Here is a 12594-nt window from a genome sequence, read left to right on the forward strand (position 1 = left end):
CGCTCCGGCAGGACAATGCGCTTCATGGCCCGTTTTGATCCAATTTTCCAGACCGCGCTCGACCATATGGCGGATACGCACACCCGCCGCGTGCTGCGGCCCGTACGGCATGTGGGAGCGGCCACCGTTATCCGTGACGGGCGTGAACTGGTCAATTTCTCATCCAATGATTATCTGGGCCTGTCCCACCATGCCGCGCTGCACGCCCGTGCCGCCGAATGGCTACGGCAGGACGGAACCGGGTCGGGCGCATCCCGCCTGGTAACCGGAACCAGCCCCCGCCACATGCAGGTCGAGGCACGACTGGCTGCATTCAAGGGATGCGAGGCGGCGGTGATTCTGGCCAGCGGGTGGCAGGCCAATGCTTCCGTCCTTGCCGCCCTGCTGCGGCTGGCAGCGGGGCAGGGCGTGCCACCGCTGGTTTTCACCGACCGGCTGAACCATGCCAGCCTGCATCATGGGTGCATGGCCGCCGGAGTGCGACAGATCCGCTTCCGCCATAATGACCTGGACCATCTGGACAGCCTGCTTGAACGCCATGCAGGCGACGCGCGCGCCATGCGGGTGATCGTGACCGAAAGCGTATTCAGCATGGATGGTGACCGCACCGACATCGCGCGGCTGAGCGCCCTTGCCCGGCGGCATGGCGCCTTTACCTATGTTGATGAAGCCCATGCCACCGGCGTGCTTGGCCCGCATGGACGCGGGCTGTGCGCAGGACATGAGATCGATCTGGTCATGGGGACGTTCAGCAAGGCGCTGGGTGGTTTCGGGGCCTATGTGGCCGGGTCACGGGCCCTGTGTGACTGGCTGATAAACGCCTGTTCGGGGTTCGTGTTCACCACCGCGCCGCCGCCTGCGGTGCTGGGGGCGATGGATGCGGCGCTGGAACTGGTGCCCACGCTGGACGAAGCCCGGGCACGGCTGGCCCGCAATGCCGACCATATCCGCGGCGTGATCCATGACTGCGGCCTGTCATCCGGCCCGTCCACCACCCAGATCATACCCATCATGATAGGGGAGGCCGCACACGCACTGGCGTTCGCGGCCCGTCTGGAGGCCCACGGCATCCTTGCTACCGCCATCCGTCCCCCCACAGTGCCCCCGAATGGCAGCCGCATACGGCTGGCGCTGAGTGCCGCCCACACCGACAGCATGGTTGACCAACTGGCCCGCGCCATCACCCTTGCCGCACGGGAGCATGCATGACCATGGGTACGGCAGCCTCCCTCCCGATCGCGCTGGTGCATGGCTGGGCCTTTGACCCGACATTCTGGGATGCAACCCGCGCCGCCCTTGGTCCGGCACATACGACATGCACCGATTTCGGCTTCTTCACCCGGCAACCCGCGCTGATGCTGCCACAGGTGCCCTATATCGGGGTCGGGCACTCGCTGGGCGCGCTGTGGCTGCTGCGTCACCATGGTCCCCTGTGCCGGGGGCTGGTGCTGATAAACGGTTTCAGCCGGTTCGGGACCGCAGCCGACTTTCCCCACGGCATTCCCCGGCGCGTGATTGAACGCATGCGCGCAGGCCTGATGCGGGAACCCGAAGGGCTGCTGCACAGCTTCCGCCTGCGTGCCGGCATTGACACGCCACTGCCGCCCCACATCGAACGCGGACGGCTGGAACAGGGGCTGGTGGCCCTGATGGACATGGATTGCAGGACCGACCTGAAACGGGTCACATGTCCGGTCCATGTCATTGCCGGAACAGATGACACCATTGCACCGCCCACGCTGACCCGTGCCTGCTTCCCCCCCGGCAGCAACATGGAAGCCAAGTGGGTTGAAGGTGGCCACCTGCTGCCCCTGACCCATACCGCAACCTGCGCCCACTCCATTATGGCCATGACCGGACGGATGACCGCACCATGACCCGCAAGGACCGCATCGCCGCCCGTTTTGGTGCGGCACAGGGATATGAACAGGCCGCCCGCGTCCAGCACGTTGTGGCGCGCGAACTGGCATGCCGCATCGCTGCCCGCCATGCCCCCGACGACATGCCTCCCGCACGTATTCTGGAAATTGGCTGTGGCACCGGCTTCCTGACCCGCGAACTGCGCAGGCTGTTCCCGACAGCCCATATTACCGCCACCGACATCGCCCCTGCCATGCTGGAGCGCGTGGCCCGGCGGATGGCGGATGATGACAGGCTGTCCCTGCACCGCATGGATGCCGAAGCCCCGGACGTGGAAGGTCCGTTTGACCTGATCTGTTCCAGCATGGCCATGCAGTGGTTTGCCCACCGGGCACGCACGCTGCGCATGCTGGGCAACCTGCTGGCACCGGGGGGACAGATAGCGCTTTCCACGCTGTGCCTGGGCAGCCTCCGGCAATGGCGGGATGCATATGCACGGGCCGGGGTCGTGTGTCCCATGCCGGATTATCCCACCATCGAACAGCTACAGGCCGAATGGCCCGCCTGCGGTGCGGGGATGTGGCATGATGCCGAGACTGTCGATACCCCGGCCACCCCACTGGCTTTCGTGCAGGAACTGCGCGCCATCGGGGCCACGCATACGGACCACGCCCCCGCCACGGGTGGCCAGTTGCGCCGCGTACTGGCGGCGGCGGGAACGGATGGACCGTTCACCGTGTCCTATCAGGTTGGTTACGGGCTGTTCCGCCGCGCGGCGTGGCCGGGTGTGTTCGTTACCGGCACGGATACGGATGTAGGCAAGACGGTGACATCCGCGACATTGGTCAGGGCATGGGACGCGGCTTACTGGAAACCGTTGCAGAGCGGCACGGATGACGCCCCATCCGACAGCATGGGCGTGCGGCAGCTAACGGGACTGGACCCGGCCCGCCTTTATCCACCGGCCGCCACGTTCGGGGCGTCGCTATCGCCCGAGGATGCGGCCCATGCGGCCCATACCCGGATCGATCCCGCCATGATCGCCCTGCCACGCCATGCAGCCAGTGACGGTCCGCTGGTGGTGGAAGGGGCAGGCGGCGTGTTCGTGCCGATTGCCGAAAATTACCTGATGATCGACCTCATGGCCCGGCTGGCGCTGCCGGTCGTGCTGGTGGCGCGCAGCCAGCTTGGCACGATCAACCATACGCTGCTCAGCCTTGCCGCACTCCGGGCGCGTGGACTGCAGGTTGCGGGCGTGATCCTGAACGGCCCGCCCGAACCTTATGGCCGCAGCGCCATCGAACGCCATGGACGGGTCCGCATACTGGCCGAATTTCCGACCATCACCCCCATGGGGCCGGATGCGGTGGCGCAACTGGCGGCCCGGCTGCCCACATGGGAACAGGTGGCGCGGGACGCGCCCTGAAGATTGTTTCAACAGGAGGGCGTTTCCCGAAGCCTTCTGAAAAAAGCTTTACCGGACACTTTTCATGGTCGCAGGGTGATTCACTGGCAGGTTGCTGAAAACGGTCTTTTCAGTAACGACGGATCAGGCCAGCCAGGGTGCCCTGCACATTGACCCGGGCCGCAGGCAGCACGCGGGTCTCATAATGCCGGTTGGCAGGGATCAGCGCAATATTGCTCCCCTCGTGGCGCAGACGCTTCAGCGTGACTTCCACCCCATCGATCAGGGCGACGACAATCTGCCCGTCCGTTGCCTGCATACCTTCACGAATGATGACCATGTCACCATCCAGAATCCCCGCGTCCTGCATCGAATCCCCCGTGACTTCCAGCGCGTAATGGCTGGCTTTGCCCAGCATGTCGGCCGGGACGGCAATACGGGTGGTTTCCGGTGTAATGGCTTCAATGGGATTGCCGGCGGCGATCCGCCCCACGAAGGGGACATCCACCACCAGCATTCCGCCGGGATCAGGCAGACCGGGGATCGGGGCAGGTGGGTCGGACGGGGCGGGCGCGGGCGGCACATCGATATCAGGCAGGCGCAGGATTTCCAGCGCACGGGCGCGATGATGCCTGCGGTGAAGGAAACCGCGTTCCTCCAACGCCGAGATCAGGCGGTGAATGCCGGATTTGGAACGCAGGCCCAGCGCATCCTTCATTTCATCAAAGGACGGGGAGAAACCCGTCCTGCGCAGGTGGCTGTCGATAAACAGCAAAAGTTCATGTTGTTTCTTCGTAAGCATGCCACATGTCCTTTTGCCGTTACCGGTGTCGCCCGGGCTGGAATATGATGGAACAAACCAAAAACCTGTTCACATGTTCTATATTGGTTCCCCACGCCGCGTCAACCGGCGTAACAGACCTATTCCAGAACGCGATCGATACGGATTATGTCGCACGGCTCCCCCGCCTTTGCCGGGGAGGCATGGGGCGCACGCAGGATCAGGGCGCCGCTTTGCGCCAGCACATGCAGCATGGCCGAATCCTGTACGGCGAAGGGGGTCGCCACCAGCCGTCCGTCCGCATCATGGCCGAGTCCCGCGCGCAGGTGATCCATGCGCCGGTCGTTTTCGGGCACGTCCGCCCCCAGTATCGCGTGTTCCGGCGGCACAACCGGCGTGGCCAGCCCCGCCATGCGGCGCAGGGCGGGCAGGATGAATACGACCGAACAGACAAACGCCGCCACCGGATTGCCCGGCAGGCCGATAAATGGCAGGCGGCCCAGATGCCCGTACATGAGCGGACGGCCCGGCCGCATGGCGATTTTCCAGAAATCGGTTTTCAACCCGACCTGTTCCAGCCCACGCCGCACAAGGTCATGGCTGCCGACACTCGCGCCGCCTGCGGTCACCAGCATGTCCACGCCATCAACCATGCGTTCCAGCGTGGCAAGGTCGGCCATGTCGTCACGCAGCACCGGCAGCATGACCGGGTCCGCGCCCGCCGCGCGCAACAGGGCGGCCAGCATGGGTGTATTGGAATTGGCGATCTGTCCCGCCCCGATCCCGCTTCCGGGCAGCAGCAGTTCATCACCCGTCGCGGCAATGGCCACGCGCGGGCGGCGCGTCACCCGCACCCATGCATGATTGGCTGCGGCGGCAAGGCCGATGTCGCGCGCCGACAGCCTGCGGCCCGTGGGAATGACTTCCTGGCCTTCGGCAAAATCCTGGCCCCTGCGCCGGATATAGGTGCCGGGGGGCAGGGTGGTGGTCGTGGTAACGGATGCGCCTTCCGCCTGTGCATTTTCCTGTATCAGGATGGCATCCGCGCCGGATGGCACGACCGCGCCGGTGAATATACGCACGCATTCACCGGCTCCCACCGCGCCGGCGAAGGGGTGACCCGCGGGGGCGGAACCGATGCAGGTCAGGCGCGCGCCCTGTACCGACAGGTCCGCGGCACGCACCGCGTAGCCATCCATGGACGATACATCGGCCGGGGGATTGGACAGCCGGGCGATGACGGGGGCCGCGCTGACGCGCCCACAGGCATCGGTCAGGGCCACGACCTCGGATGGCAGGGGAAACACCCCGTCAAGAATCCGTTCGCGCGCTTCCGAGACGCTCAACATCGTGCACTGCGCTCCTTTTTTACCCATTGTGTGCGAATTTAATCAGAAATATCGGCCAAGGCGCTTGACCTGCGCCTTGTGTATGCGCATTTTCCGCCCACTTGAACCACTGCTGTACCTGAATGTTCCAGCAGCGGCAAAGCAGTGCTGAGGATATCATGGCCAAGACCAACACCATCCAGATCAAACTCGTTTCCACGGCGGACACCGGCTACTTCTACGTGACCAAGAAGAACGCCCGTGCCCAGACCGGCAAGATGGAAATGCGCAAATACGACCCCGTCGCCCGCAAGCACGTGGCCTTCCGCGAAGCGAAGATCAAATAATCTTCCGCGCAAACGGATACAAAAAAACCCCGGTAGTTTTTCCGGGGTTTTTTTGTGCCTGTCGGTTGGGCGATCAGTACAGATGGTCGTGTTCGCCATAGGGCACGACGATTTCATCCTGCCGGGCCAGGTTCTGCATGGAGCGCGCGCGTTCATCCAGCAGGTCTGTATCCAGCGCCCCTTCCTTCAGGCCCCGCACGCGGCGCAGCCAGACTTCCTGTTCCGCTGCCGCGTCCTTTTGGGCGGATCGTGCCTCATCCAGCAGGTGAAGCTGTGCGGCATAGCTGTGCAGCCCATGTTCGCCCCGCATGACATTCCAGCCGAAATAGGCCGTAAGCCCGATAAACAGGGCAGGGGGGATGGTTGCCCCCATCACGCGCTTCATGATCTTGCCCAGCTGCATCGTAACCCTTTCCCCGCCATGTCCTGTTACCGGACGGGATACCCCGTCCGGCATGGGATGTCACCCGTTCTTCAGGATCGTGCGCCCGGCGTAGCGGGCAGCCGTGGCCAGTTCGTTCTCGATACGGATCAGCTGGTTGTATTTCGCCGTCCGGTCCGAACGTGAAAGCGATCCGGTCTTGATCTGCCCGCAATTGGTCGCCACCGCCAGGTCGGCGATGGTGCTGTCTTCCGTTTCGCCCGAACGGTGGCTCATCACCGCCGTGTAACCGGCATGCTGCGCCATCTGCACGGCTTCCAGCGTCTCGCTCAGCGTGCCGATCTGGTTGACCTTGACCAGCAGAGAATTGGCGACGCCTGCCTTGATGCCACGACGCAGGCGGTCGGGATTGGTCACGAACAGGTCATCCCCCACAAGCTGCAGCTTGTGCCCAAGGTTGGCAGTCAGTTCAGCCCAGCCTTCCCAGTCATCTTCCGCCAGACCGTCCTCGATGGAAATGATGGGATAGCGGGCGGAAAGATCGGCCAGATAGGCGATCATGCCAGCGGCATCGAGGCTCTTGTCCTCGCCCTTCAGTTCATAACGCCCGTTCCTGTAGAATTCGGTCGCGGCGCAATCGAGTGCGAAGGTCACGTCGTCACCGGGGCGGTATCCCGCCGCTTCGACCGCGCGCATCATGAAGCCCAGTGCCTCATCGGCCGATTTCAGCGCGGGCGCGAACCCGCCCTCGTCACCGACGTTGGTGTTGTAGCCAGCGCCCGACAGGCTTTTCTTCAGCTGGGCAAAGATTTCCGAACCCATGCGGATCGCATCCGTAACCGTGGGCGCGCCCACCGGCTGGATCATGAATTCCTGGATGTCGATGGGGTTGTCGGCATGTTCGCCACCGTTGATGATGTTCATCATCGGCACGGGCAGGGTGCGGGCATACACGCCGCCGACATAGCGGTACAGCGGGGTCTGCAGCTCCTCGGCCGAGGCCTTGGCAACTGCCAGCGACACGCCCAGAATCGCGTTCGCGCCCAGACGGGACTTGTTGGGTGTGCCATCGAGGTCGATCATCGCCTCGTCAATGGCAACCTGGTCGGTCGATTCCACGCCCTGCAGGGCTTCAAGGATTTCATGCTCGACATGGCCCGCGGCCTTGAGCACACCCTTGCCGCCATAGCGTTTCGGGTCGCCATCACGCAGTTCGACGGCCTCATGCGCGCCGGTGGACGCGCCCGAAGGGACCGCAGCCCGGCCTTTCGCGCCGGATGCCAGTTCGACGTCCACCTCGATGGTGGGATTGCCACGGCTGTCGAGTATTTCGCGGGCGATGATATCGATAATGGCGCTCATGGTATCTGTTTCCTCAGATTTGACATTATGGGGATACGGCATACGACCGCATGCATATCCTGCCCCACGATAACAGATGCCACGCATCATGCCAGAGTAGGGTATGCACAACATGACAAGATAGGAGAGACCCGCCGTGAAACGCCTGCCACTGCTTGCCATCGTCACCGCGCTGGCAAGCCTGCTGCCACTGGTTGGCTGCACATGCGCGATCCTGTTCCTGACCCCCGACCATACGCCACGCCTGCTGACGGCGGCCGTGGGGTATGGCGCGGTCATGCTGTCGTTTCTCGGCGCGGTCCACTGGGGACTGGCGCTGGAACAGCCCGATATCGTCCCGGCGGGCGGCACGCAGCGCCTGACCAGCCTGCGTCTTGCCATGGGGGGAGCGCCTGCCTGCATCGGCTGGGTGGGACTGTGTCTTGCTACGGTGCATGAACTGATCGGGCTGCTGATCCTGATCGCGGGATTTGCCGCCACTGCTGTCGTGGAACGCATGGCCTGGCAACGCGGGGCCATGCCGCGCGGTTACATGACATTGCAGTGGTTTGTCATATGCCTGGCGGAACTGTGCTTTCTGGCCATACTGGCCGCCTGCATGGGCATGCGGCCGCATTGATAATTCCGGTAAATCATAAAGGAATTTTCGGTGAAGCTTTTTCAGGAAGCTTCCCGTAATGCCGCCTTCCTGAAAAAAGGCGGCACCCAAAAACTTTTATTTTTATCCCAGACAATAAAAAACCCCGGCATGCACCGCATGCCGGGGTTTTCGTATTCAGGGTGTATGCGCCTAGCCGTTCTGCAGGCCGCGCAGCACATCCGCCGGACGGACCGGCATATGACGCAGGCGGACACCCACGGCATTGAATATGGCGTTGCCGATTGCAGGACCGACCACCGTCGTGCCCGGTTCACCCAGACCCATCGGCTTTTCGGTGCTGGGCAGGAACTCGATGTCCATTTCCGGCGTGTCGGCAATACGCAGCGGCGTATAGGTGTTCAGGTTACGGTCAACCGGCATGCCGTTGACGATTTCCGTGTTCTCGAACAGGACCATGCTCAGGCCCCACAGCGCAGCACCCTCGGTCTGGGCCTTCGCGCCATCGGGGTCAACCACGGTACCCGCATCGACCACGATGGTCAGCTTCTGGCATGTCACGACGCCCGTGCTACGGTCCACATGCACCTGCGCCACACAACCGATCCACGTCGGCATGCCGCGTTCCTGCCCCGCCGTGGTGGCAAGGCCCATCGCGGTGTCCTTGGGCAGGCTGGTCTTGCCCCAGTTCACCTTTTCCATAAGCCTGCGCACGACAGCGGCCTGACGCAGCGCGCCGCCGACGGAATCGGGCGCCTGCCCCTTGTTACGGCCCTGCGCGGTCAACAGTTCAAGACGGAACTGCGCAGGATCCTTCTTCTGGCGGTGCGCGACTTCATCAAGGAAGCACTCGACCCCCCAGCTGGTCCAGCCAGGGCTGACCGAACGCAGCCAGCCGGGACGGAATGTCTTTTCCGCCAGGTCATTACGCAGCGCACGCACCCGGAAGGCACCGACTTCGTACCAGTGGTCGCCACCAGCGATGGCGAACTGGTCATACGGCTTGCCATCCACGCCCTTTTCCATGAACGCTTCGGCCATCACGCCCGTGGGCCAGCCCGCAGCGGCCTGGTAATCCATGGCGGTGATCCTGTCGCTGGCGTCGAACGCCATGCGGACACGCTGGACCGAAGGCGAGCGGAAGGAATCGAACTGCATGTCATCCGACCGCGTCAGGATCAGCTTGACCGGCTTGCCACCCAGCGCCTTGGACGCAAGGGCTGCCGGGATCATGTAATCCCCGTTCAGCCGGCGGCCAAACCCGCCACCCAGCAGGTAGCTGCGCAGGATGACCTTGCTTTCAGGCACCTGCAGCGACTTGGCCAGCGTGGGCAGGATCAGGCTCTGCCACTGGTTACCCGCGTGGATTTCGTAAACACCGTCCTTTTCAAAGGCCAGCGCGTTGGTCGGTTCCAGCTGGTAATGCAGCACGGATGCACAGGTATATTCCTGATCCATGACCGTATGCGCACTGCCAAAGGCCTGGTCCACGCCATCATCATTGAAGATATAGACGCCACCTGCCTTGTTGTTGATCAGTTCGCGGCCACGGTCCTGAATGTCGCGTTCGGACGTGTGGATCGTCTCACCCGGCGTCCATTCAACCTTCAGCGCATCGGTCGCGCGGATGGCGGCGCTGTAGCTTTCCGCCAGCACCACGACCCAGCCCTGCACGACCTGCGACGGATCATCGATCAGCAGGTAGCGGACATAGCCCTTGATCTTCCTGGCATCGGTATCGTCAACCGAACGGACCTTGGAGCCATAGCGCGTCGGCGGCATCTTGGGGCGGCCATACAGCATGCCCTCCACCTTGGCGTCGATGCCATAGATGGCCGTGCCGTTGGTCTTGGCCGGAATGTCCAGCGCCTTGAGTTCGGCATTGCCGATCAGCCTGCGTTCGCTGGCGGGCTTGAGCGGCAGCTTGGCCATTTCCTCGGGCGTGAAGGAATGGGACGGATGCCCCTTGGCCACGATGTCGCCAAAGCTGATCTGCTTGCCACCGGCACTGACGATGCTGTTGGCGACCGTGCACTTGTCCGGCGTGGTGCCCAGCAGGCGGGCGCCTTCCTCGACCATGGCCGTGCGCGTCGCGGCGCCAGCCTGACGGAAGACATCCCATGTCATCCACACCGACCAGCTGCCACCGGTAACCATCAAGCCCCATTTGGGGTCGGTGTCCACGTAGTTGATGCGGACCTTGCTCCAGTCGGCTTCCATTTCATCCGCGATGATGCGGGCAAGGGCGGTGCCGATATGCTGGCCCATTTCCGCGCGGATGATGTTGACCGTGATTTCCCCATCGGGTGCGATCGAACACCAGATGGTGGGTTCGAACGCCCCGTCACCCGGCAGCGACCGGTCGAGCGGGAAAATCTGGTTGGCGGATGAAGGACGCGCGAAGCCAAACATGACGCCGGCGCCAAGGGAGGTGACAAGGAAGCCGCGACGTGACAGGGAAGCCTGTTCACGGCGTCCGTCCTTGCCAAGGCGGAAGCGGTTTAATCTACCCATTTGATGCATCTCCGCGTGCGGTGGCCGCGGCCTTCTTGATGGCCTCACGAATGCGAATATAGGTCATGCACCGGCACAGGCTGCCAGCCATGACGGCATCGATTTCCTCATCCGTGGGAGAGGGGTAATCCTTCAGCAGGCTCACGGCCTGCATGATCTGCCCGGACTGGCAGTAGCCGCACTGCGGCACCTGGATTTCACGCCAGGCCTGCTGGACAGGGTGGTTACCCTCGGGATCGATGCCTTCGATCGTGGTGATGTCAGCGCCTTCGGCGGCGCTGACGGGGGTCACGCAGGAACGGGTGGCCCGGCCACCGATATGGATGGTGCACGCACCACACATGCCGATGCCGCAACCGAATTTCGTTCCGGTCAGGCCAACTTCGTCACGGATGACCCACAGCAGGGGGGTATCACCCGGTACGTCAACGGTTACTTCCCGTCCATTGAGGCGAAAGGTCGTCATGTTCTAGCTCCGTCTTTCAGCTCAATGGGACGACGCGACAGGGGGAACGGGCAGGGTCTTGCGAACCTCGCCCGCCTTCTTCTCCAGATCGGTCCACGGCGGCAGGGTCGTGCGGGTCGCACGCAGGTAGGCCGCCAGGCGGGCCAGATCCGCATCCGAGAAGGAATGGTAGAAACTGGGCATGGAAACGGTGGATATACCTTCCGTCGTGCCAATGCCACGCAGGATGACCTGGAACAGGTTGGTCGGCTCATCCAGCCACAGCGCATTGTTCAGCGCCAGGTCGGGGCGGCCTTCAACCGGCTGCGGTCCGGCATTGGCGTGACACGCGGCGCAGGCGCCGGCATACAGCTTCGCGTTCGGGTTCACCTGCGGGCCGACCAGATCCTTCATGGATGCCTGCATGGCCCATGCAATCGCCTTGGGGTCCTGGCTGACGCGGGTTGCGGAATGGTCGATCTGGGCCAGGTAATGCGCAATGGCATGCACGTCGGATTCCGGCATCTCGCTCAGGCCACCATGGACCACGGGCGACATGGGACCGGCGGCGCTGCCATGCAGCGGGGCGGAACCGAAGCGCAGGTACTTGAAGTACTCGTCCTCGGTCCAGACAACCGGGGTCGGGTTGTGTTCATTGAGCGGCGGCGCGATCCAGTTATCCACCGGGGCGCCATCATACGGCGCGCTGGCCTTTTCCGCACCCATGAGATTACGCGGCGTATGGCATGCCGAACAGTGGCTCAGCCCTTCGGCCAGGTACGCGCCACGGTTCCACTCGGCATCCTGGCTGGGATCATTCTTGAGCGGGCCTTCATGCAGGAACAGAAGTTTCCAGCCCGCCTGTTCCAGACGGATGTTGAAGGGGAAGCCCACCGTGTTGTCACGCTTGACCGAGTGCACCGGCTCCCGCGTCATGAGGAAGGCATAGACATCATCGATGTCCTGATCCGTCATGTGCGTGAAGTGATCAAACGGGAAGGCCGGGAAAAGCTGCGTGCCGTCACGCGAAATGCCCTTGCGCATGGCGCGCTTGAAGGCGGCTTCCGACCAGCGGCCGATACCCGTTTCGGGATCAGGCGTGATGTTGGAGGAGAAGATGGCGCCAAACGGCGTGTCCATCTTGTAATCGCCCGCCAGTTCGACACCATGCTTGCCATCCGTGCGGGTATGGCATTCGGCGCAGTAGCCGCCGGCGGCCAGCACGCGCCCGCGCTCGACCTGCGCTGCGGAAAAGGAGGAAGGAGGAGGCGGTGCAACCGGCGCAATGGCCGGATACCACGCATAGGCAAGGAACCCGACGCCACCGGCGACACCGATTCCCACAATCGCTGCTGCAATACGTTTAATCACGATGTTCTCGCGGTTGTGAAAGTCATCATATCACCCCGTATCATCCGCCCGGTTCCAGTGCCGGTATGGCGCGAAACACAAGAAACAGCGCGTCGTTGCACTGTCCTGAAGGCACCGGAACTGCCGGATGTGCGGGAACATCGGCGCCACGGCGGAAACTTTGTATTACCGTTTCCTAATCAAGCCGTTTGGTGGCGCGTA

General features: G+C 63.2%; 12 protein-coding genes. 5 read left to right on the forward strand and 7 right to left on the reverse strand.

Annotation, left to right across the window (positions count from 1 at the left end; genetic code table 11):
- The first annotated feature begins 15 nt into the window (after window positions 1–15).
- Genes S101446_RS04855 through bioD form a run of 3 tightly spaced genes read left to right on the forward strand, consistent with a single transcriptional unit; the run spans window position 16 to window position 3286 of the window.
- Window positions 16–1209: an aminotransferase class I/II-fold pyridoxal phosphate-dependent enzyme gene (locus tag S101446_RS04855; protein WP_087607789.1), complete on the forward strand. Its 1194-nt coding sequence runs from the start codon at window positions 16–18 to the stop codon at window positions 1207–1209.
- A complete protein-coding gene (locus tag S101446_RS04860; protein WP_087607790.1) occupies window positions 1206–1877 on the forward strand; it encodes an alpha/beta fold hydrolase in 672 nt (223 codons plus the stop codon). The genes S101446_RS04855 and S101446_RS04860 overlap by 4 nt, the downstream gene beginning before the upstream one ends.
- Window positions 1874–3286: a dethiobiotin synthase gene (gene bioD, locus S101446_RS04865; protein WP_087607791.1), complete on the forward strand. Its 1413-nt coding sequence runs from the start codon at window positions 1874–1876 to the stop codon at window positions 3284–3286. The genes S101446_RS04860 and bioD overlap by 4 nt, the downstream gene beginning before the upstream one ends.
- Window positions 3287–3395: 109 nt before the next feature.
- Here the strand turns inward: bioD and lexA are convergent, their stop codons facing one another.
- Window positions 3396–4067 carry a transcriptional repressor LexA gene (gene lexA, locus S101446_RS04870; protein ID WP_087607792.1) on the reverse strand — a complete coding sequence of 224 codons (672 nt, stop codon included), beginning with the start codon at window positions 4065–4067 and terminating at the stop codon, window positions 3396–3398.
- Window positions 4068–4186: 119 nt separating this feature from the next.
- Complete coding sequence (locus S101446_RS04875) at window positions 4187–5395, reverse strand: molybdopterin molybdotransferase MoeA (RefSeq protein WP_087607793.1); 1209 nt, start codon at window positions 5393–5395, stop codon at window positions 4187–4189.
- A gap of 158 nt (window positions 5396–5553) precedes the next feature.
- Here S101446_RS04875 and rpmG point away from each other — a divergent pair, with 158 nt between their 5' ends.
- Window positions 5554–5721, forward strand: coding sequence for a 50S ribosomal protein L33 (gene rpmG / locus S101446_RS04880; protein ID WP_003620129.1), 168 nt, complete (start codon window positions 5554–5556; stop codon window positions 5719–5721).
- A 73-nt stretch (window positions 5722–5794) separates the two neighbouring features.
- Here the strand turns inward: rpmG and S101446_RS04885 are convergent, their stop codons facing one another.
- The gene (locus tag S101446_RS04885; RefSeq protein ID WP_010507854.1) at window positions 5795–6124 is read right to left on the reverse strand and encodes an FtsB family cell division protein; all 330 of its coding nucleotides are present in this window, start codon (window positions 6122–6124) and stop codon (window positions 5795–5797) included.
- A gap of 60 nt (window positions 6125–6184) precedes the next feature.
- Window positions 6185–7465: a phosphopyruvate hydratase gene (eno, locus tag S101446_RS04890; RefSeq protein ID WP_026019636.1), complete on the reverse strand. Its 1281-nt coding sequence runs from the start codon at window positions 7463–7465 to the stop codon at window positions 6185–6187.
- Between the two features lie 136 nt (window positions 7466–7601).
- Here eno and S101446_RS04895 point away from each other — a divergent pair, with 136 nt between their 5' ends.
- Window positions 7602–8084 (forward strand): DUF3429 domain-containing protein, encoded by a 483-nt coding sequence (locus S101446_RS04895; RefSeq protein WP_087607794.1) that lies wholly within the window; start codon window positions 7602–7604, stop codon window positions 8082–8084.
- 171 nt (window positions 8085–8255) lie between these two features.
- Here S101446_RS04895 and S101446_RS04900 read toward each other — a convergent pair whose 3' ends face one another.
- The 3 genes from S101446_RS04900 to S101446_RS04910 are packed head-to-tail and all read right to left on the reverse strand — an operon-like array spanning window position 8256 to window position 12393.
- Entirely contained in the window at window positions 8256–10577 is a 2322-nt protein-coding gene (locus S101446_RS04900; protein WP_087607795.1) for a xanthine dehydrogenase family protein molybdopterin-binding subunit, read from the reverse strand.
- Window positions 10570–11043: a (2Fe-2S)-binding protein gene (locus S101446_RS04905; protein ID WP_010507850.1), complete on the reverse strand. Its 474-nt coding sequence runs from the start codon at window positions 11041–11043 to the stop codon at window positions 10570–10572. Before S101446_RS04905 ends, S101446_RS04900 begins: the two co-directional genes overlap by 8 nt.
- A gap of 21 nt (window positions 11044–11064) precedes the next feature.
- The gene (locus S101446_RS04910; protein ID WP_029335190.1) at window positions 11065–12393 is read right to left on the reverse strand and encodes a cytochrome c; all 1329 of its coding nucleotides are present in this window, start codon (window positions 12391–12393) and stop codon (window positions 11065–11067) included.
- Window positions 12394–12594: the final 201 nt, after the last annotated feature.

It is taken from the genome of Komagataeibacter europaeus (assembly GCF_002173515.1).
Taxonomy (GTDB): domain Bacteria; phylum Pseudomonadota; class Alphaproteobacteria; order Acetobacterales; family Acetobacteraceae; genus Komagataeibacter; species Komagataeibacter europaeus.

Bases quoted from the DNA above. Each gene is read 5' to 3' on its own strand.
- S101446_RS04855 (WP_087607789.1), top strand. From the start codon at position 16: ATGCGCTTCATGGCCCGTTTTGATCCAATTTTCCAGACCGCGCTCGAC.
- S101446_RS04860 (WP_087607790.1), top strand. From the start codon at position 1,206: ATGACCATGGGTACGGCAGCCTCCCTCCCGATCGCGCTGGTGCATGGC.
- bioD (WP_087607791.1), top strand. From the start codon at position 1,874: ATGACCCGCAAGGACCGCATCGCCGCCCGTTTTGGTGCGGCACAGGGA.
- lexA (WP_087607792.1), bottom strand. From the start codon at position 4,067: ATGCTTACGAAGAAACAACATGAACTTTTGCTGTTTATCGACAGCCAC.
- S101446_RS04875 (WP_087607793.1), bottom strand. From the start codon at position 5,395: ATGTTGAGCGTCTCGGAAGCGCGCGAACGGATTCTTGACGGGGTGTTT.
- rpmG (WP_003620129.1), top strand. From the start codon at position 5,554: ATGGCCAAGACCAACACCATCCAGATCAAACTCGTTTCCACGGCGGAC.
- S101446_RS04885 (WP_010507854.1), bottom strand. From the start codon at position 6,124: ATGCAGCTGGGCAAGATCATGAAGCGCGTGATGGGGGCAACCATCCCC.
- eno (WP_026019636.1), bottom strand. From the start codon at position 7,465: ATGAGCGCCATTATCGATATCATCGCCCGCGAAATACTCGACAGCCGT.
- S101446_RS04900 (WP_087607795.1), bottom strand. From the start codon at position 10,577: ATGGGTAGATTAAACCGCTTCCGCCTTGGCAAGGACGGACGCCGTGAA.
- S101446_RS04905 (WP_010507850.1), bottom strand. From the start codon at position 11,043: ATGACGACCTTTCGCCTCAATGGACGGGAAGTAACCGTTGACGTACCG.